General features: G+C 39.4%; 19 protein-coding genes. 9 read left to right on the top strand and 10 right to left on the bottom strand.

All coding sequences use genetic code 11. From position 1 onward, the window contains the following. The first annotated feature begins 6 nt into the window (after positions 1–6). From AC5JL8_RS20660 to AC5JL8_RS20650, 3 genes are all read left to right on the top strand, one after another. Positions 7–4,086, top strand: a complete 4,080-nt coding sequence (locus AC5JL8_RS20660; protein WP_495881542.1) for an O-linked N-acetylglucosamine transferase family protein — start codon at positions 7–9, stop codon at positions 4,084–4,086. Between the two features lie 385 nt (positions 4,087–4,471). Next, positions 4,472–4,726 (top strand): UPF0175 family protein, encoded by a 255-nt coding sequence (locus AC5JL8_RS20655; protein WP_495881541.1) that lies wholly within the window; start codon positions 4,472–4,474, stop codon positions 4,724–4,726. Next, a complete protein-coding gene (locus AC5JL8_RS20650; protein ID WP_495881540.1) occupies positions 4,716–5,204 on the top strand; it encodes a PIN domain-containing protein in 489 nt (162 codons plus the stop codon). The genes AC5JL8_RS20655 and AC5JL8_RS20650 overlap by 11 nt, the downstream gene beginning before the upstream one ends. A 32-nt stretch (positions 5,205–5,236) precedes the next feature. Here the strand turns inward: AC5JL8_RS20650 and AC5JL8_RS20645 are convergent, their stop codons facing one another. From AC5JL8_RS20645 to AC5JL8_RS20630, 4 genes are all read right to left on the bottom strand, one after another. Beyond that, entirely contained in the window at positions 5,237–7,477 is a 2,241-nt protein-coding gene (locus tag AC5JL8_RS20645) for an O-linked N-acetylglucosamine transferase, SPINDLY family protein (protein ID WP_495881539.1), read from the bottom strand. A gap of 300 nt (positions 7,478–7,777) precedes the next feature. Continuing rightward, entirely contained in the window at positions 7,778–8,314 is a 537-nt protein-coding gene (locus AC5JL8_RS20640) for a type IV pilin-like G/H family protein (RefSeq protein ID WP_495881688.1), read from the bottom strand. A gap of 403 nt (positions 8,315–8,717) precedes the next feature. Further along, positions 8,718–9,281 (bottom strand): Uma2 family endonuclease, encoded by a 564-nt coding sequence (locus AC5JL8_RS20635; protein ID WP_495881538.1) that lies wholly within the window; start codon positions 9,279–9,281, stop codon positions 8,718–8,720. Positions 9,282–9,337: 56 nt separating this feature from the next. Beyond that, positions 9,338–9,613 (bottom strand): hypothetical protein, encoded by a 276-nt coding sequence (locus AC5JL8_RS20630; protein ID WP_495881537.1) that lies wholly within the window; start codon positions 9,611–9,613, stop codon positions 9,338–9,340. 112 nt (positions 9,614–9,725) lie between these two features. On the opposite strand from AC5JL8_RS20630, the gene AC5JL8_RS20625 reads away from it, so the two are divergent. Continuing rightward, positions 9,726–10,511 (top strand): Rpn family recombination-promoting nuclease/putative transposase, encoded by a 786-nt coding sequence (locus AC5JL8_RS20625; protein WP_495881536.1) that lies wholly within the window; start codon positions 9,726–9,728, stop codon positions 10,509–10,511. Positions 10,512–10,646: 135 nt separating this feature from the next. Beyond that, entirely contained in the window at positions 10,647–12,020 is a 1,374-nt protein-coding gene (trxB, locus tag AC5JL8_RS20620) for a thioredoxin-disulfide reductase (protein WP_495881535.1), read from the top strand. A 164-nt stretch (positions 12,021–12,184) separates the two neighbouring features. Here the strand turns inward: trxB and AC5JL8_RS20615 are convergent, their stop codons facing one another. After that, entirely contained in the window at positions 12,185–12,586 is a 402-nt protein-coding gene (locus AC5JL8_RS20615; protein ID WP_495881534.1) for a four helix bundle protein, read from the bottom strand. 140 nt (positions 12,587–12,726) lie between these two features. Here AC5JL8_RS20615 and AC5JL8_RS20610 point away from each other — a divergent pair, with 140 nt between their 5' ends. The 3 genes from AC5JL8_RS20610 (at position 12,727) to AC5JL8_RS20600 (ending at position 15,004) form a co-directional block, all read left to right on the top strand. Further along, on the top strand, positions 12,727–13,623 hold the full coding sequence (locus AC5JL8_RS20610; RefSeq protein WP_495881533.1) for an ABC transporter permease: 897 nt from the start codon (positions 12,727–12,729) through the stop codon (positions 13,621–13,623). A 137-nt stretch (positions 13,624–13,760) separates the two neighbouring features. Continuing rightward, the gene (locus tag AC5JL8_RS20605) at positions 13,761–13,964 is read left to right on the top strand and encodes a hypothetical protein (RefSeq protein ID WP_495881532.1); all 204 of its coding nucleotides are present in this window, start codon (positions 13,761–13,763) and stop codon (positions 13,962–13,964) included. A 146-nt stretch (positions 13,965–14,110) separates the two neighbouring features. Further along, the gene (locus tag AC5JL8_RS20600; protein WP_495881531.1) at positions 14,111–15,004 is read left to right on the top strand and encodes an ROK family protein; all 894 of its coding nucleotides are present in this window, start codon (positions 14,111–14,113) and stop codon (positions 15,002–15,004) included. 120 nt (positions 15,005–15,124) lie between these two features. On the opposite strand, the gene AC5JL8_RS20595 is transcribed toward AC5JL8_RS20600, so the two are convergent. Beyond that, positions 15,125–15,547, bottom strand: a complete 423-nt coding sequence (locus AC5JL8_RS20595) for a hypothetical protein (RefSeq protein WP_495881530.1) — start codon at positions 15,545–15,547, stop codon at positions 15,125–15,127. A 113-nt stretch (positions 15,548–15,660) separates the two neighbouring features. Continuing rightward, positions 15,661–17,283 carry a CTP synthase gene (gene pyrG / locus AC5JL8_RS20590; RefSeq protein WP_495881529.1) on the bottom strand — a complete coding sequence of 541 codons (1,623 nt, stop codon included), beginning with the start codon at positions 17,281–17,283 and terminating at the stop codon, positions 15,661–15,663. A gap of 84 nt (positions 17,284–17,367) precedes the next feature. On the opposite strand from pyrG, the gene AC5JL8_RS20585 reads away from it, so the two are divergent. Then, positions 17,368–19,185, top strand: coding sequence for an N-acetylmuramoyl-L-alanine amidase (locus AC5JL8_RS20585; RefSeq protein WP_495881528.1), 1,818 nt, complete (start codon positions 17,368–17,370; stop codon positions 19,183–19,185). Between the two features lie 650 nt (positions 19,186–19,835). Here the strand turns inward: AC5JL8_RS20585 and AC5JL8_RS20580 are convergent. From AC5JL8_RS20580 to AC5JL8_RS20570, 3 genes are all read right to left on the bottom strand, one after another. Further along, positions 19,836–20,063, bottom strand: a complete 228-nt coding sequence (locus AC5JL8_RS20580; protein ID WP_495881527.1) for a hypothetical protein — start codon at positions 20,061–20,063, stop codon at positions 19,836–19,838. Then, positions 20,056–20,376: a hypothetical protein gene (locus AC5JL8_RS20575; RefSeq protein ID WP_495881526.1), complete on the bottom strand. Its 321-nt coding sequence runs from the start codon at positions 20,374–20,376 to the stop codon at positions 20,056–20,058. The genes AC5JL8_RS20580 and AC5JL8_RS20575 overlap by 8 nt, the downstream gene beginning before the upstream one ends. 176 nt (positions 20,377–20,552) lie before the next feature. Further along, the gene (locus tag AC5JL8_RS20570; protein WP_495881525.1) at positions 20,553–21,059 is read right to left on the bottom strand and encodes a DUF2085 domain-containing protein; all 507 of its coding nucleotides are present in this window, start codon (positions 21,057–21,059) and stop codon (positions 20,553–20,555) included. Positions 21,060–21,068: the final 9 nt, after the last annotated feature.

Here is a 21,068-nt window from a genome sequence, read left to right as displayed (position 1 = left end):
TGGTGGGTGTCTGTTGATGAATTTTACAGACAGATGCTCGAATTAAAATATAAAAACGTGGTTTATTTAGATGATTACAATCCAAATGACCCCAATCAAGTTGTAATTACATTTGATGGAATTTACAAAAATGTTTTAGATTATGCAGTACCTATATTAAGTAAATTCAACTATCCATTTGAATTATTTATATCCAGTGACTACATTGGCAAAGATAATTCATTTGACAAATCAGAACCATTAGCAAAATTTGTTACTTTGGAGGATTTGAAGTCTCTAATTGATATGAATGGTAGGTTACAATGGCATACCAAATCACATCCCGATTTGTCACAAGAGGAGGATATTTCAAAGATAATATGTGAATTAGAAATTCCTCTTGTTTTGAAAAATTTAGATCAAAAAGGATTTAATTGGTTTGCGTACCCTTATGGTAACTTTAATCAAATAGTACTCGAAGAAGTTAAAAAAAGATTTATAGGCGGATTATCTTGCGATCAAGGTAATGATACAGATGTTTATTGCTTGAATCGTATAACTGTAACTAACAGTACTATATTTAAAAAGGCTACCATAGCTGTTATCATAGCATCATATAACTATGGCCCCTTCCTGATTGAGGCAATAGAGTCAGTATTACGCCAGACAAGGATGCCTGATGAAATTTTAATTACGGACGATGCATCTGACGACAATACGTATGAAATAGCTAAATTTTATCAAGATAAATATCCCCGACTGATTAAAGTTAATAGAAATATTCATAATCTTGGAATAGTAAAACACTTTAACAAAGCTATTAGTTTAACAAATTCTGATTATGTTACTATTCTCGGTGCAGATAATCGATATCGTAGTGATTTTATTGAAAAAACTTCAGTAATACTTGACCAATGTCCTGATGTAGGAATAGCTTACTCAGATTTTGCTTTGTTTGGTTCAAGAGCTAAGTTAGTATATGATCGTTTTCCTAGCAACAGACATGGCTTGATCAAAGCAGAACATTTTTTCATAATCAACTTTCCTAACTTCGATGAAAATGCCAAGCAAGAATTATTAACCCAAGGAAACTTTATTCATGGCTCGTCCATGTTTAGGCGGCAGGCTTTTGATGAGGTAGGAGGATATATTGAATTATCAACTATACCTGAAGATTATAATCTTTTTGCACGAATTGTAAAAGCAGGATGGAATGCTAAACGAGTACCACTGCCCATTTTAGAGTATAGGCAACATTCAAAAACTCAAGCAAACATCCGCCTAACAACCTTTGCAGAATTGCAATTTTATAAGCAGCTTGCTAAAAATTTGCATGGAGAATTAGAACAGCTTAAGCTACGATTAAATCCCACTCAACAAAAATCTTTTGGCAAGACTGATCAGTCCGCAACAAACTTTAAATTTAATTTAACTGATATCAATCTGATCGTTTTCCCAGACTGGCAGCAACCGGAAGAGGTTTTGCATGAAGATTTAGCAATTCTTATTAAGAGCATTATTACTCATCCAGAAAAAAACCGAATTACATTGTTGCTCGATAACAATGGTATTTCTGAAGAAGATGCAAACCTTATAATATCAGATGTTGTTTTTAGTCTGCTTCAAGAAGAAGATTTTGATTTTACAGAAGAACCAGGAATTACATTAATTGGCAACCTCACTCATAGAGAGTGGAAATTGCTGCTCTCTCGGACTAACGCTAGAATTACATTAGAAAGAGAAAATAAATCAGTTATTGCAAAAACAATAGCTAACAAAATTCCTGTTTATGAGTTAGATACTATAGATAAAATCCATCTTGATCTTGAATGTAGTCTGAATTTTAACAGCAAAAATGCTGAGATTTTCAAAAATATAATTAATATTATAGAGCAATATAAAGGAGAAAAGTTTGAGACCTCAGTAATAGAATATTTGCGCCAAGGAAGAAAAGAAATAGCTAAATTATGGCTGTGTACAAAAGAAATTCTGCTTGAGAAATTATATTTAAGCAAAGTTGGTCAGTCCCATCAAGCACTGTTAAGAAGTGGTATTCATAAAGAAGCATTAACGGATGATGAACAGAGCTTTATGGCTGAGATATTAGCAAAAATTTCTTCAGGATTAAATGAACCAAAAGCCACTCAGTACCTCCTGGTAGGAATGCTATATCTCCATCCTCAGCAGTTATCATTATTCCGTGAAATTGCATTCATACCTAACTGGCTGCTAAATGACTATGTAAAATATCTATTTAATTCTCAGTCTTACTTCCAAGAATTTGGAGAAGCAGATAATTACTACTGCTATATGCAGGGTTGGATTGGTTACTTGTATTCATCTATATTGCATGAGCAGGATTCTGTTCTTTGGAATACTTTTGCAGAATATTTTGTGCAAAATATTAATTTTATACCTTTATATTTTAATGACAGTAATCTTAAAGATATCTATGTAAAACGTGCAAAAGTTATAGAGTATTTTCTAAAAGCCAACAAGTATGAATTAGATTATGAACTAACTGAGCGCTCAATTAACAGGAAAAAAATTCGGTTAGGTATATTGGCAACCCATTTTCTACCCTCATCTGAGACGTTTGCTACCCTTCCTGTTTATGAATATCTTAGCAGAGATTTTGAAGTTATATTGTACTCTCTAATAGAAACTGGTCATCTATTAGAGCAATATTGTCAAAGTTGTGCAAACTCTTTTAAACTGCTGCCGCAGGATTTAGCAGAACAAGTAAATTTCATTCGTGCTGACGACCTCGATATATTATTCATTGCTACTAATGTAACGGCGGTAACCAATCAAATCTGTCTCTTATCAATGCACAGATTAGCTAGGATACAAGTTACAAGTGGAGGATCGGTTGTCACAACTGGAATGCGGCACATTGATTATTACATCTCTGGTAAGTTAACAGATCCATCACCAACAGCACAAGAACATTATCAAGAAAAATTGGTAAAAATAGAAGGAACTGCTCATTGTTTTAGTTATGGTTATGAACAAGAAAAGGTAACTGTTGAAGTTGATAGAGTAAATTTAGGAATTGCTGAAGATACTGTAGTTTTTATCTCTGCTGCCAACTTTTTCAAAATTATTCCAGAACTAATTAATACATGGGCAAAAATTATTGCGAAAGTGCCAAATTCAGTTCTGGTACTTCTACCCTTTGGCCCGAATTGGTCTAATGCCTATCCAAAGAAAAATTTTGAAAATCACTTGAGTAAAGTATTTTTAAAATATGGGATATCAGCAGAACGATTGATAGTTTTAGATCCTCAACCAGTGCCAAATCGAGAAGAGGTGAAGGAATACTTCAAAATTGCCGATGTCTATCTAGATTCTTATCCATTTGCAGGTACAACTTCACTAATAGAACCGCTGCAAGTTAATCTACCAGTCATTACTAGACAAGGTAATAGTTTTCGTTCTGCAATGGGCGCTGCAATGTTACAAGCTCTAGATGTTCCTAGTTTAGTTGCAGATAGTGAAGATTCTTACATACAGCTAGCGATCGCACTTGGTACAGATCCTGAATTACGTCAACAAAAGAGCGTCCAAATTAAAGAAAAAATGCAGGGTAACCCTAGTTTTCTGGATAGTCGCTCATACTCAGCTAAAATAGGTAACCTATTCCAAGAGCTATTCAACAATTACCTTGCAGATACTTTAAATCAAAATTTGCGTCTAAGAGATATTAACCTAATTATTTTTCCCGATTGGAGCCAATCAGAAGAATTCATTGGTTTAGAATTAGAGCAAGTAATCAAAATTCTTGCTACTTATCCTGATAGCCGAAAAACTACCTTACTTATCGACACGGATAATATTGCAGTGGAGGATGCAGAAATATTTTTATCCAGTGTTGCTATGAATCTCTTGATGAATGAAGATTTAGATATAACTGAGGAATTAGAAATTTCTTTGCTGGATAAACTGGCAGATAATCAGTGGAAAGCTCTACTACCTAGTCTCACAGCTAGAATTGTTTTGGAATATGAGAATAAACAAGCATTGACACAAGTGCTTATTCAACAACTTTCTGTTTGGGAATTGGATAGCTTAATCAGTTCCAGCTTGGAAGTTGCACCTGTATAGTTATAAAAGTCTAATATTGATTCCACCTACTTGTGTGGACTTGAGCTATGAGCCAGAGATTTGAGTCTCTGGCATTTTTTTTGGTTAATGCAAAATAAAAAAGCACGCAAAAGCAAGCTTTTTATACAGCCCTATACTGGGTAGGCAAGTATATTCAATATCATTGTCCATCAAGATACCTCTACTACATCTGCTCGTAAGGCTTCTCCATCTCATGCGTAAATTGCTTTCAATTCCAAAGCGGTGCTGTTTGCCTTGACTATAGCAGCTTTCATGCTACTTGCTCTCTTAAAGTCTTATATTTACTCATTCGTACATCCCCGTCTACACATAGCATACAATGAGGTAAAGTACACCACAAATTTATATTATTCCCACCCAATTTATGAAAACCGTAACCATCCAATTACCGGAAACAGTATTTTCTTCACTTCGCAAAAATCCCGAAGAATTTGTGCAAGAAATGAGGATTGCAGCAGCAATTAAATGGTATGAATTAGGTAATATATCGCAAAATAAATCCGCCGAAATTGCTGGGTTAACTCGTGTAGAATTTATCAATGCTTTATCTCGTTATCGAGTTGATTTTATGCAATATACTACAGAAGAGTTGGCTGAGGAAATGGAGAATGTCCATTAATCGTATTATCATTAATTCTTCCCCTCTGATTGTTCTGTTTAAAAGTCAACAAGCACAATTGTTACCACAATTATTTACAGAAATTTTAGTACCTGAAGGTGTATTTCAAGAAGTCACCAAAGGAGGAGAAGATGATAATGCGTCAAGACAATTACCTACCGTTTCTTGGATACAACGAGTAGAAATTGATAGCATAGCGCCTGAAGTAGCAGCTTGGGATTTAGGAACAGGAGAATCACAAGTATTAAGTTTAGCTTTGAAAAACTTAGATTGTGCCGCTATTGTCGACGATAGAGCAGCGCGGCGTTGTGGTCAATCATTAAGTATTATTACTATAGGTACAGGAGGTTTACTAATACTAGCAAAAAGACGCGGACTAATTCCTAGCATATCTCCAGGAATTCAGGCTTTACGCGATGCTGGTTTATGGCTATCAGATACTATAGTCAATATGCTTAAACACCAAGCTGGTGAGTAATAATCGACCTCAACATTGCAAGTTGAGGTAGTTCATCGATCAATATATCTCTGCCACATTTGCTGATAAGCTTTCTCCATCTCAAGAGTAAACTGTTTGGCATTCCATAGCGGTGCTGTGTACCTTGATTGACGCAACTTCCAAGAAATTTGCTGTCGCAATTTCTCATCCTTACCCAAGCACACGCCCCACTCTACGTACTCATCTTCACTCCAAGCAATACCTTCTGTTACACCTACATTCATCATCATGCTGTAGCTGTTTCGGGCTGCAAATTGCTGTCCAACTCTTGTTACCATCGGTATACCCATCCAAAGGGTTTCTAATGTTGTCGTCGCTCCATTGTAGGGATAAGTATCAAGAACAACATCTGCAAGCCCCAAGTTAGCACGGTGAATCGCTTCAGAAGGAGCATTAGGTAAAAATCGTAGTTGAGAAAAATCAACACCTTCTTCTTCTGCAATACGCTCAAAAAATTCTTTGGATGATTCTGGATCAGCATCACCTTTAATTAAAAGATAACTATTGGGTACTTCTTTGATAATTTTCAATTGTAATTGCAGGTGTTCCTGATGCCTTTTATACCCCTTTTGAGTCATAAAATAAACTATGGCATCACTAGGAATATCTAAGTTTTCCCGTCGTAAATTAGGTACATCCACCTCAAAACCATCAACAGCTATATAAGTTTGAGGTAATCTCCAAATTGTTTCACTGTAATAATCCTGTGCTGATTCAGGTAATACATAAGGATCAGCAATAAAGTAGTCAATTGATGGCAATCCTGAAGCATCCCAACCCAGCCAAGTTACTTGTATAGGGGCTGATTTAATTGACATCAACTGACAAGAGTGATCTAAAGTAATACTATCTAAATCTACCAGAATATCAATTTCATCTTTCTGGATTTCATCCCATATATTATAGTCACGAATCCCAAATTTATGAAATTTATATGATGTGTCAATAAAATTATTTTTTGTAAATTGTTCTACGACATCTGCATCATATAAAAAATAACTATGTATTTTAAATTTTTCGGGATTATGATTTCTAAACAACCATCGGCATAACCACCCTACAGAATGTCTCTTTAAGCAATGAGAAATATAGCCTATATTAAGAGCTTTTTTGTCTTTATTTATACTCTGTTTGCGAAATTGCAATAACTTATTCTGCCGTTCTGCAACTTCTAAATGATTTTGAATAACATTAGCTTGGCATAAACTAGAAATATCATTTTGAAGTTTGCGGTGTTTTTCAGGATTGTCATAAATATATGGCAAGAAAAAGCCTGAAGTAAAAAGTCGCGCAGTGATAACTATATCAAGATTATTAGGTTTTTCTTGAATAAGTTGTTTGGCAAGCAATACTTGCTGATCTAATACAGAACATACCTCCTCCCAATAACTACCCGCTGTCATTAAACCTCTAAGAACTAAGGCATTGATACAAATTTTTTCAGCTAATGTATTAACTATTTCATAACATTTTTTGGCTGTTTCGATACCTTGTGTATATTTTTGGCAATTTTGGTAAAAATTAGCTAATGTTACGAGAATTTCTCGTTGTTCTATTACCCTGTCTACAGGAACTAGTTGCCAACAGATTTCCGCAAACTTTGATGCTAATTCTGGCATTTTTTGAAACATAGCAATTGCTATGCTTTCTACCATTACTGTTTCAATAATAGTTACAGTTTTAGGGAAATACTTAATACTAGTTTCAACGAAAGTGAATACTAATGGTTCGTTGGTTGCGTAAATTAAAATATTTTTTACAATATTCAATAATAAGTCTGTGTCATAGGAAATTGTTTCTATAGCTAATAAATTGATTATTGATTCTAATAAATCATGAATATCTTCATTAGAATCGTGCAAGTTGAGTAAGATTTCAACAATGTGCAGTAAATTATTGATATCTTCAGGGACAATTTCTCTGATATGCTGACGAATTGCCAAAGCGATTCGATAGTCTTCAATAGTTATCCGACGTTCAGCTTCCGTTTCTAAAACTTTTACTAGCTCTGCCGTGTATACTTCTCCTTCATCTTCTGATAAGGCCATCAACCAAGTCATTTGTGCCTCAGTTTCTTGCCCTTGCAGCAGCAACATTAGTCCTAAATTCCAGTAATATGACTTAATATCTGGCTCACTTTCAATTGCCTGCTCATAAAGAGTAGCGGCTGCACTGTAGTTTTCTGCTATTAAATATTGTTCTGCTTGTTGTTGCCAATCATGGCTATTAAGAAAAGATTGTTTTAATACCATATTATTACGTTTCTACTATCCAAAATTATTGAACTGTTAGATTATAATTGAAAATTTTTAAATTTACAGGGTGCGTTAACAACGCACCCTGTAAATTGATCAACTATTTTAACTGTGTTACGTTACTACGTCTAAATCTAATAAAAATTTTAAACTTTTATTTTTACTGATAGTCTTAGTATCTCTAAAAATAATCATATTTAAAACTTTTAAGAGTTAAGAACATCACCTCATAAGGTGGCATTCTTAACTCCTTTGAATTTGCTAGATTTTCTACAAGTATGAGTTATTTATTAACTCTTACTTAATGAATTTTGCGGCACTGGTGCAGCTGGTTACGTCAGTCAAACCAGAACCACTCACTCCTACATTGTTAGCTTCACACAGGAAAGCGATACTAGTTAACTCTGAGTTAGCCCCCACAGCTTTTAAATAAACCCTACCACCATAATTTCTCAAGCCAGTGATATTATCATTCAAATCTGAATAGCTTGTAGCGTAAGCAAGAACAGTACCTGCTGCCGCAGTTGCAGCTGTGCCGTATTTATAGTTAGAAGTTGCAGTACTAACACCAATTCCTAAGTCATCAACTGAACTTGTAAAGCTGGAATTTTCTGTGTAGAAAGCTTGTTGACCTCTGTTCATAGAACCAACATAGGTTTTAGCTTCAGATTGTTTTGCTTTATTAGCTTGGTTCAAGAAAGAAGGTAGTGCAATAGCTGACAAAATACCAATGATGATAATTACTACCAACAATTCAATAAGTGTAAAACCTTCGTTTTCTTTCTTTTTGCCGAGAATGTGTTGGATGAATTTAGCTTTTAGTTCGGTTTTCATAAGTGTTTTCCCTGCCGTGGGGTGGGTTGTTTGTTCTATAAATAACTTACCCACCTCGGATCAGTTTCATATCACTTGTAGTAAAAATATTTTTCAGATTAGGGTTTTATCGCCGGGTGGACGTGATGGAGTGCCAAAATCTAGAATCCTCGCATTTAAAAATGCCATACACATATAGGACTTACCCATTCACAATGAAAAACAAGGCTTTGCGATCGCGTAGCGTGTCCGTAAAGCCCTTCGGGCATAGCTTCGCTTACCGCGCAGCGTGCCCGAAGGGCTTAGGACTTATGCTTTCCTACGGTCGCAATGACGAAACTACGTTATTGGTACGTAAGCTCTGGCATAAATAAGCCCCTGGCTGGAACCAAGGGCTAGATTCTTAATTTCGATTATGGGAGTATCAATCAAATTCAGGTGGCCATAGTTCTGATATTGCCAGTTCCCAACTTGGCAGCAAATCTGGTAACGTGAGTGTGTCTCCATTCTGCAATACAACTGGAGCTTGGTTTAGTCGGTAAACCGTTACTGTCAAGATGTCAGGATCAATCAGTATCCCGACTGTAGACCCAAGTTTTAGGAATAGCTGAATCTTCTCTTCCAGCGGTTGAATTTTGTCTGTTTTGGATTTGATCTCAACCATCAAGTCTGGAACTAACTCTACAAAGTCGCGCTTGGTTTTCTTTAATCTGTCAGCCCGCACAAAAGACACGTCAGGCGCACGCAGGTTTTTTTTTTCAGAATCTTCTTCTATCTGAGGCAAAATAAACCCAGCGCTAGAACCAGTTACACGCCCTAGCTTGCGCGACATTACCCAAATATTTAAAAACGTAATTAGACGACCGCCAATTTCCTCTGACTCGTAATCTGATGGCCCCATAAGTATAATGTTTCCTTCTACCAGCTCCATCTGCCATTCTGGATGCTCGGTTTGTAATTGTTCTAAATCTGTAATGGTGAAAGACATAAGATTACAGAAAATACTCTTATACATATCATAGGTACTGTTCGCACAACAATTGGCTAGCTGCGTAGACGCGGAGCGGTGAGCCAGTCCGGTGGTGAGGCAGTCCGGTCTTGGGGGTTTCCCCCAGGAGGAACTGCCGAAAGGGTTCCCCGGCATAAAGGAACTGGCGTTCGCGCAGCGTATCCGTAGGATTTACCCGTAGGGCTTGTCATAGACATCGCCAATAATATCTCCAATTTTTCCCATTTGCGATCGCCCACACTACTAGTAAAGCCAATTGCAGTTTTTATGGCAGATTCAGCGTAGTTGTTGTGAATTTTTATATTACGCACATAATGCAATAAATAACACTTTTGTATCTATTTTAAATAGCTTACCCTACGAAAGCTACAATGTATTGTATCTAACCAAAAACGACTGTTTAGTTTGCCATTAATAGCATCAATGAAAACAGATGTCATTTTTTATGAATTTATTAAAGAACTACCACAGTTATTTTTTGAACTTATTGGAAAACCTAATACTAATCCCAATATCTACACATTTACCGCACCTGAAATCAAACAACAGTCATTTCGTTTAGATGGTTTATTTTCTACTATCGAGGGATTTGAAAATGAACCTTTATACTTTGTAGAATTACAAACTTACAAAGATGAAGAATTTTATGAACGTCTTTTTGGTGAAATTTTTGTTTACTTCCGTCAATATAAACCAGCCAACTCCGACTGGTATGCAATTGTTATCTACGACAAACGCATTCATGAAATCCCACCTCACCCTCGCTACCGGGTTTTAATAGAACAACATCTGCGCTGCATTTATTTGAATGAACTTTCTGTTGGATCTGAATATTCATTAGGTATAGGAATTGCCAAACTATTTATAGAATCGCCTACAAAAGCTACTTCCCTAGCCCAACAGCTAATTAATCAGGCAAGAGAAAATTTACCTGATGAAACTCTTCAAAAGAAAGTGCTAGCATTTATCCAAGCCATTGTATTTTACAAATTTCCCAATCTTGCTGTAGAGGAAATTGAAGCCATGCTTAATTTAGATGAATTCAGAAATACTCGATTATACGAAAGTATACTGGCAAAAACCGAACAAGAAACAAAATTGAAATTAGTACCAAAATGCCTTGAAAGAGGTATGAGTATTCAAGAAATAGCAGAATTTTTAGAAGTAGATGCTGAAACTATTAGGAAATATCTGCAAGAACAGTCTTAGCAATTAAGAGGATGTTTTGCAAGGTATTGAGCGCATAGTGCCGTAGGCGTTTTCCTATCGCTTACCATCTGGCGTAGCCAATCACGATTTGCTATGCTATATTAAGCGTAGTCGTTATGAGTTTGTATAACTGTTATGACCAACCCGACAGTAGAAAACTTGGTAATCATCGGTTCTGGGCCAGCAGGATACACAGCGGCCATATATGCAGGACGAGCTAACTTGAAACCTGTTGTATTTGAAGGTTTCCAAGCTGGGGGATTACCTGGCGGACAACTTATGACAACGACGGAAGTAGAGAACTTTCCTGGGTTTCCTCAAGGTATTACTGGGCCGGAACTGATGGATCGGATGAAGGTGCAAGCAGAACGCTGGGGTGCTGAGTTATATACAGAAGATGTGATATCAGTTGATTTAAGCCAGCGTCCTTTTACCATCCGTTCAGAAGAAAGAGAAGTTAAAGCTAACAGCATCGTCATCGCTACTGGTGCAACAGCAAGGCGTTTAGGTTTACCCAATGAACATGAATTTTGGAGCCGGGGTATCTCTGCTTGTGCAATTTGCGATGGTGCGACACCAATTTTCCACGGTGCGGAATTGGCTGTGATTGGTGCTGGAGACTCGGCGGCGGAAGAGTCGATTTACCTGACTAAGTACGGTTCTAAGGTGAATCTGCTGGTGCGTTCTGATAAGATGCGGGCTTCTAAAGCCATGCAAGACCGTGTTTTAAGTAACCCGAAAATCCAGGTACATTGGAACACAGAAGCCGTGGATATTTTTGGTAACGGTCACATGGACGGGGTGAAAATCCGTAATACCAAAACTGGCGAAGTGAGCCAAATACACGCTAAGGGCTTATTCTACGCTATCGGTCACACTCCCAATACTTCTTTATTCAAAGGGCAATTGGAACTAGATGATGTAGGCTATGTTGTCACCAAGCACGGTTCTGTAGAAACCAGTGTAGAAGGTGTTTTTGCGGCTGGTGACGTGCAAGATCATGAGTTTCGTCAGGCAATTACGGCTGCTGGTACTGGTTGTATGGCGGCGATGCTGGCAGAACGCTGGTTGTCTTTTAATGGTTTAATTCAAGAGTTCCATCAAAAGCCAGAAACAGCAGATAATGAATTAGAACATCAGCCAGTAGCGAAGAAGACTGAAGCCGAGCAAGAAGCAGAATTTAACTTGAATGCAACGCGCCATGAAGGTGGTTATGCTTTACGGAAGCTCTTTCATGAAAGCGATCGCATACTCTTAGTTAAATACGTCGCTCCCGGTTGCGGCCCTTGTCATACTCTAAAGCCAATATTAAATAAAGTAGTCGATGAATTTGATGGCAAAATCCACTTTGTAGAAATTGACATCGACAAAGATAGAGATATTGCCGAAAATGCAGGTGTGACAGGAACACCAACAGTTCAATTATTCAAGGATAAGGAACTGTTGAAAGAAGTTAAAGGCGTGAAGCAAAAGAGTGAGTATCGGCAGTTGATTGAAAGTAATCTTTGAGCGATTGGGGACTGGGGACTGGGGACTGGGGAATGGGGACTGGGGACTGGGGACTGGGGACTGGGCAATTTACCTAATATCCAATACCTGATACTCAATACCAAATACCCAATACCCGATACCCGATACCCGATACCTAATACCCAATACCCAATACCCGATCATCAATCTCCTAATCGAGTACCGTACTCTTCTTTACCTTGTTGCTGGGAACGAATGAAACGGCAGTAACCATTAAGACCTTTTTCAATCTGGTCTTTAAGCTGGCTAACCCAGTTTAATTGTTCTGTATTGCAATACCCCAAGCTCTCAGCAATAATGAAAGCGCTTTTGGTTTCAGCTAATGAACCGCGAGCAATGTACATGAAACGCAATCTATCTAAATAATGATAACGTCCATAGCCCTCAGCTATGTTAAGTAATACACTGCAAGCTGCTCTTCGTAATTGATCGCTTAAATTGTAACGTTCACAATCTGGCAAACTATCTGCTAGTCGATAAGCGGCTTTTAGCAGCTTGAGGCTATCGTGATAGAAGTCTAAAGACTCAAAGCCCTTATCTCCCATATCATCCCAATCTAAAGTCCCTCAATTTTATGAGAGATTTTTGCCAAGTCCCCAATCCCTAGTCCCCAATCCCTAGTCCCCAATCGCTACTCTGATATGTAAAATGGTCAGCGTATCTTGCTCAATGCAGGCGATCGCTCATGACCATGACAAAACGGCAATTGCCGTCATTTTTACGCTTTCCTAAAAATCCCAATCTTTCCCAGCGATTAATGCTGATAGGGTTAGCCATTACTCTATTTTTTCTATTCTTGGCATTCTTTGCTCCCGTATTTCAAGCTTGGGGATGGCTGCAAAATCCCAAAGATTTCCTAACTAACCCCATTCAAGAGCCACCTTCAGGCAAATATTGGTTTGGTACTAGCCGCCTGGGCTATGATGTATTCTCTCGTACACTGTTTGGCGCTCAAGCTGCGTTGCAAGTGGTAATTTTAGCAACAGCGTTGAGTATGGTAATAGGTGTACCTTTGGGTATGGTCAGCGGCTATCTAGGCGGTAGATTAGATAAGGTTTTGCTGTTTCTCATGGATAGCATTTATACCCTACCTGGTCTGCTGCTTTCAGTAACCCTGGCTTTTGTTGTGGGGCGTGGGATATTAAATGCAGCGATCGCCATCAGCATTGCTTACATTCCTCAATATTACCGGGTTGTTCGCAACCACACTGTGAGCGTTAAAACTGAAGTTTTCATAGAAGCTGCTCAAGCAATGGGCGCTTCAACCTGGATTGTGCTTTCTCGCTATCTATTTTTCAACGTCATTCAAAGCGTACCCGTACTATTCACTCTTAACGCCGCCGATGCAATTTTGGTATTAGGCGGTTTGGGCTTTTTGGGGCTAGGACTTCCGGAAGAAGTGCCAGAATGGGGACATGATTTAAGACAAGCTTTAGAAGCATTACCTACCGGTATTTGGTGGACTACACTTTTTCCGGGTTTAGCGATGACATTCATGGTGGTAGGGTTATCACTACTAGGTGAGGGGTTAAACGAATTTGTCAATCCTCGTTTACGGAGACAAAATAGTATCCGGAAATAATTGCTCAACAGTGAACAGTAATCAGTACACGTGTTGAGCATTGATAACTGGGGACTGGGGGACACGGGGACAAGGATCGCTCGTGAATGGTTGATAACTAATAACTAAACTTTTGTATTTGTTACTGAGAGATTTGTGTGAAAGACAATATAACTTTAATTGCTGCCGCTGCTGGCGGGTTCATGCTTTCTGTAGCTTTAGCTGGTATCTTACGGGGAACGCCAGTCACAGCTTGGCAGGGGCAATCGAGTACTCGTCTAGCAAACGTTACTGATTTACAAATTACGGCTAAGAAACCAGAAAGTTCGGAATTTTTTCGCGCCAAAACGCAAAAAAGCTAATATGCTTTTTTAAAGTGATTGAGTATAGGGTATTAGGTATTGGGGATTGGGTATTGGGTACTAGGTAAATTGCCCAATCCCTAGTCCCCAGTCCCCAGTCTCTAATATCCAGTACCCAACCCCCGCTTTGGTGTAAAGATTTGAAAGTGGTGAATTCTGAAGTAATTGGTATTGATTTGGGTGGAACAGCGATTAAGCTGGGACGGTTTGGACAAGATGGCACTTGCTTGCAATCTTTAACCGTGCCTACTCCCCAACCAGCGACACCAGAAGCTGTGCTGGCGGTGATGGTGGATGCGATCGCGCAAATTAATTCGGATCAAACTGTTGCCATCGGTGTCGGGACTCCTGGCCCTGCTGATGCTACAGGACGCATTGCTAAAATCGCCATCAACCTCCCAGGTTGGTGTGATGTACCTTTGGCAGATTGGTTGGAAGTTAAAACTGGCAAACCAACGATTCTGGGTAACGATGCAAACTGTGCAGGCTTGGGCGAAGCTTGGTTGGGTGCTGGTCGCCGCTTTCAAAATTTTATTATGCTGACTTTGGGAACTGGGGTAGGCGGTGCGATTATCCTAGATGGCAAATTGTTTATCGGACATCAAGGTGCAGGTGGAGAATTGGGTTTAATCAGCTTCAACCCTGATGGCCCCATGTGTAATAGTGGCAATCACGGCTCTTTGGAGCAATATACTTCACTCAAAGCGATTCGTCGTCGCACTGGCAAAGAACCGTTTGAATTGGGCGTTCTTGCTGAAGCAGCAGATGCCGATGCTTTGAATTTTTGGCAAGAATATGGTAGAGATTTGGGTATTGGCTTGACGAGTTTGATTTACGTTTTAACGCCAGAAGCGATCGTCATTGGTGGCGGAGTGAGTGCCAGCTTCAAGTTTTTCTTACCAGCAATGAAGGCAGAAATTGAGAAGCGAGTTATGGCTACATCTCGTGTAGGTTTGCAAATTATACCCGCAGAATTAGGCAATGCTGCGGGAATGTTGGGTGCAGCGAAGTTGGCATGGCAACAGCATTCAAGATTTTGAATTGCAGATTGGGGGCTGGGGATTAGGGACTAGGGACTAGGAAAGAATGCAGTAGGGGGAACTCTAGCCATTTCTTCTCATCTGCCCCTTCTCCCCAATGCCCAATGCCCAGTGCCCAATTCAAGACCAAGAATAACCTGTTATCTTGTGAACAAATTGCAAGACTTTTTGATAAGATTCTGGATTATTTATTGGATTAATAATAATAGGGATAGTACCATCAGGCAACCAAAAAGTTATCCTGCCGTTAGATTCTTGGCAAAAAGAACTGATGCAATGAAGGTTAATTACATATTCATTGTTTTCATAAAGTATTTTTACCCAGTAAGCATTTTCTAGCTCTAACCCTGTAACGCTTTCTAGATATTTTAAAATTTTTTGATAGTCTTGGGGATTACTTTGTGGGCTAATCACAATAGGAATGGCAGAATCGGGCAACCAAAAGGTAACCCTGCCGTTTTGTTCATAACAAAAAGCATTAATACGGTCAAAATTAACGACATATTGTTTCCTCTCGTAAAGGATTTTCACCCAGTACGCCACAAAATCTCCTCAAGCCCCTATTGAGTGTCGCTGTCACTTTAGCAAAATTCACAATTTAAAACGCAAAAAACCTGCTTTTAATTGTGAATTTTAATTAACTTCTGCCAGCGTACCTAATATTGCCGCACCAGAGCTGGGGTGGAACGAGCGATCGCGGCTTGGATAAATCCTTTAAATAAAGGATGAGGATTGCTAGGGCGCGATTGAAACTCTGGGTGAAATTGGCAAGCAAGAAAGAATGGATGCTTTGGTAATTCCACAATTTCGACTAAGCGTCCATCGGGAGAAGTGCCACTGATCAGGTAACCTGATTCTAATAAAAGTTGGCGGTAGTTATTGTTAAACTCGTATCGATGCCGATGCCGCTCATAAATCACATCTTCTTGATAGAGCTTAGATGCTAAAGAATTGGGGAGAATATGGCAAGGATAAAGCCCTAAACGCATTGTGCCACCTAAATCGACCACATCCTGCTGTTCTGGTAACAGGTTAATTACTGGATCGCTGGTCTCAGGGTCAAACTCGGCACTGTTGGCATCCTTTAATCCTTCTATGTGCCTTGCCCATTCAATTACAGCACATTGCATTCCCAAGCACAAACCTAAGAAGGGGATTTGGCGATCGCGGGCATATTTAATCGCGGCAATTTTACCATCTACTCCCCGGATGCCGAAACCTCCTGGTACAACTACACCATCAACTCCTTCCAAATGGTGTTCGGCTGGATCATTTTCTAAGGCTTCTGAGTTTACCCAACGCAAGCGCAGTTTGCCATAAGTAGAGATGGCTGCATGTTGCAACGCTTCTACTACTGATATATAGGCATCACCTAAGCGCACGTATTTACCTACAATCGCAATTTCTACGTCGTATCTGGGGCTGTGTAAATGCTGCACTAAGCTTTGCCACTGCACGAGATCTGGTTGGCGTTGTTCCATTTGCAGCAAGTCCAACACTTGCTGCGCCATTCCTTCCCGTTCTAACATCAGTGGCACTTCATAAATACTTTTGGCATCTTGGGAGGTGATGACACATTCTTCGGCCACGTCGCAAAATTCTGATAATTTTCGTTTTAACCCAATAGGTAAAGGGCGATCGCAGCGGCAAACTAAAATATCTGGTTGAATGCCAATCGATCTCAGTTCCTTCACCGAATGTTGTGTGGGCTTAGTTTTCATTTCACCGGCAGAAGCAATCCACGGTAGTAGGGTGACGTGGGTATACAGGACGTTTTGTCGTCCTACTTCCTTGCGAAATTGGCGAATTGCTTCCAAAAATGGCAGTGATTCGATATCTCCTACTGTGCCACCTATTTCTGTAATCACCACATCGGGATTTGTATTTTTAGCGACTTTTAAAATCCGCTCTTTAATCTCATTAGTGATGTGAGGTATCACTTGCACAGTGCCGCCATTATAATCGCCGCGACGCTCTTTATTAATTACAGATTGGTAAATCGAGCCAGTGGTAACGCTGTTTAGCCGCGACATGGAAGTATCGGTGAAGCGTTCATAATGCCCTAAGTCCAAATCTGTTTCTGCACCATCCTCGGTAACAAAAACTTCTCCATGTTGAAACGGACTCATTGTCCCTGGATCAACATTAAGATAAGGGTCGAGTTTCAGAATCGACACAGAATAATTGCGCGACTTGAGCAAACGCCCTAGACTTGCTGCTACAATGCCTTTGCCGATACTGGAAACTACGCCCCCAGTTACAAAAATAAACTTAGTCATACTAATTTAAATTGCTAGCAACTTCTAAAAATACATCCCGTCATTGTGCCACAGCACGTTGTGAAATCTTAGTGTAATCACGTTGTGAAAAAACTTTTAGGATTAGTAATATTAAGCTGTATTGTCACCTCCTCAGTAGCCTTGGCAGAGTCATCTTTTGTAGTTGTTTTTCCTCGAACAAACTACCAGACAAGTGCGGAAAAAATCTTCTTTCTTGGTACTGCACCATTAGACGGTCAAGTGTTAATTAATGGTAAGCCAGTTACCCGCAGTCAGGCTGGTCATTTTTCTCCAAGTTTACCCTTGCAATTGGGCGATAATCTTTTTACTGTGCGTCACCAGAATCAAGAAATAAAGATTAAGGTGATAAGGCTTACTACTCAGCCAGAGATACCACAAGGTTTAGCCTTTGCCAAAGATTCTCTTCGTCCAGCAACTGACATTGCTAGACTCCCAGGGGAGTTAATTTGTTTTAGCGCGATCGCACCCTCTAATGCCAGCGTTTCTGTTAATCTGGCTAATCAAATTGTTGTGCTTTCGCCCCAGCCTACTCAGGCAAAACTACCAAATAATTTGGCAGCTCTGACAGGACGAAACCAACCTGCTAACCAGTCTACCGTAGGAAGGTATGAGGGTTGTACTGTAGTACAACAGCCTAGCTCCTTTAATTACGGTAACAATATAATCTCCGGTGCTATTACTCCAGATTCCGGGAAAAATTTCGATTTGGGTAAACCAGAATTTCGATTGACACTTAATGGTAAGACAATTACTCAACCAGGAAGTGGCAATCTTCAAATCCTCTCACCCGCACAATTACCAGTTGTTGAAGTAACGGCAGACTCAGGCGTTGCTCGCACTGGCCCTGGTACCGACTATTCTAGACTCACACCACTGCCCAAAGGAACACGAGCAACAGTTACGGGTAAAGAAGGTGAATGGTTACGCCTGGATTATGGGGCTTGGATTAACAATAAGGAAACCCAAGTTTTACAAGGCGCTATCCCACCACGGACAAAAATTCGCAGTGTCGGATATCGTCAACTACCTAATGCTACAGAGATTATTTTCCCTTTAGAAGTTCCCGTTCCTGTAAGTGTGCAACAAGGTAATCGCACTTTTACCATCACTCTACACAACACCACCGCCCAAACAGATATTGTTCGTACAGACGACAGCCCGCTAATTTCTCGCTTAGATTGGCAACAGGTAGCTCCCGGACAAGTACAGTACACCTTTAATCTGAAAAAATCTCAACAGTGGGGATATAAGATGAATTACGAGGGTACGAGCTTAGTTTTGGCTTTGCGTCATCCGCCTGTAATCGGACACAGAAAACAAAAGCCTTTAGGTGGTATTAAAATTTTACTAGATCCAGGGCATGGAGGTAAAGAATCAGGTGCAAGTGGCCCAACTGGATATCTAGAAAAAGATGTGAACTTGGTAGTATCCAAGCTGCTGCGCGCTGAGTTGGTGAAGCGTGGCGCGACTGTGGTATTAACGCGGGAAGATGACAAGGATCTATCTTTAGCAGAACGTCAAGCAATTATTAGTCAAGAAGAACCCGCGATCGCTCTTTCTATTCATCATAACTCTTTACCTGATGATGGCGATGCCCAAAAAACTAAGGGATTCTCAGCTTTTTGGTATCACCCCCAGGCTCACGACCTATCAGTTTTTCTGCATAATTACATAGTTAAAAAGCTCAATAGACCTTCCTATGGTGTGTTGTGGGATAACTTGGCACTGACACGTCCTGCTGCTGCACCCTCGGTGTTACTGGAATTAGGTTTTATGAGTAACCCTGATGAATTTGAATGGATAGTAAATCCAGAGGAACAGAAAAAGATGGCAAAGACCCTAGCTGAAGGAATTACTGAGTGGTTCAAAAGCGTGAAATAGAGATTCCTGTTTTTAGTAAGAAGTAAAAACTGGTAGTTTTGAAATCTAAAGTTTTAGGTAAAGGTGGCGATGCCTGCGGCGGGCTGCGCCTACGCCGATTTCATGCAAAATTTATTGATGGTATATTGCACTTCCCCGGTTTAGTAACAGAACATTAAATGTGCATAACTATGACAAGACTATAATTAAAAAATCATCAAGTTTGGCAAGATTTAACTGCAATATTAGAAACTTTAGATGCCGATGCTCTTATTAAAGAACATCTGGAATTATGTGATTATAAAATATGCGGGTATTGGGATGAACAAGATAAATATTATGAAAAAATTACTTTACCTCGTACACTAAAAGCCGAATTAGTTAGCAGTTCTATTGGCATTACCCACAAAGAACGCTTTATCCAACTAAAGTTTGTCCTGATAGCTGATGCTATTGATAGTATACAAACTGCAAGCAATAAATCTCAAAAAGTGGCTGAATTGGTTCTTGTTTAAAATGAAAATTTAGAATTTGTTGATGAAAATTGGCTTTTAGATATCGATTATTCAATTCTTGAGATACAAAGTACCAACCTTGGATAATTATTGAACAGAAAGACATTGCAGTCTTGACTTTTATCTGGCTATTGTTATTGTGGTTTGATGATATCACTACTCAATAATTTCCTCATACTGATTAGGATCTTCTTCTGGACGCTGTTTCATTTGTGCAAAAACATCCTCTAGAGATTTTTTGTCTAGCCACTGATGACGTTCCTTCGTGTAGTCACCTTGACCTGGACTGAAATGTTGAATAAATCTTATTGCATCGACAACCCCCAAGGAATCAACTAATGCTTGATAACCTTGTCTGATTATTTCCTGCTGTGTTCTAGTCATTATTTTGTTCCTCTATTTGTATAACTTCTACTAGCCATTGCATAGGATTATTAATTTTTACGTTAATCAATTGAGGGTTTCTCTGGGCTTTTTTGAGGAGTCTATCGTCTGTCGTGAGGAAAATGTCGGCTTGGCTTCTTTCAGCGCTTGCGATATGAGTGGCATCATAGTTAGAAAATCCCAGGCTTTGGAGTTCTGCCGATCGCTTTTCGATGAGTTGGCTGCTGATGACTTTGATTTTAGCGATCGCGAGTATTTTTTTGACATTCTTGAGTCTTTCTAGATCGGGAGTTTGGTCTAATTCTGCATCCAAAGCAGCGCTTGCGATCAGTCTCCAGATTCCTGAGTAGCATTGGCTAAGAATTGTCAGGATTGCTTGTGTTTACAGTGCAATCCGGGATTGTGTTTGATCGTCAAACGGACGATTGAGGCAACAAGCATCTAGATAAATTCTATATTTATAGGACTTACGCATTCATTAGAAATAAGCTAATTGCTTGAAAATCGCCCGTGCAATATTGGCATAGTAAATAACCCCCACGCCAAACCCGTAATTAACCCAAAGGGCGTGACAATATAGTTATTAAAACTCCATAAACCGAAAACCTGTGCTGCTAATTCCAACGGATAAGCCATCATTAATACACTAGCTAAAGCTGCACCATTCCAACCATATTGGCTCAACCAATAAAAACCTTTACCATCGGTCACAGCATATAGTAGGCGGGTAATAAATAAACCTGTAACAGTGCCATAGCAACGCATACATACAGCCATCATAAATGGGGGTGCTAAATCTAAGCCCATATCTGGTTGCGGACATACATGATTGCCCATGAAATAAATGATGTTCGCAATACTCCCAAGTAACCATACCCCAGACGCAGCAAGAAAGGGAGCAGCTAGCGGGCCAATCACCATACCCGCCAGCATAAAATCAGCGATTGCACTGACCCAATTAACCTGCAACTCTCTTCTGAAAGCTACTCTCATCATTCCCTTTCT

Source organism: Mojavia sp., assembly GCF_059505145.1.
Note: the sequence above shows the minus strand (reverse complement) of the source record. Positions and strands in the feature narration are given on the sequence as shown.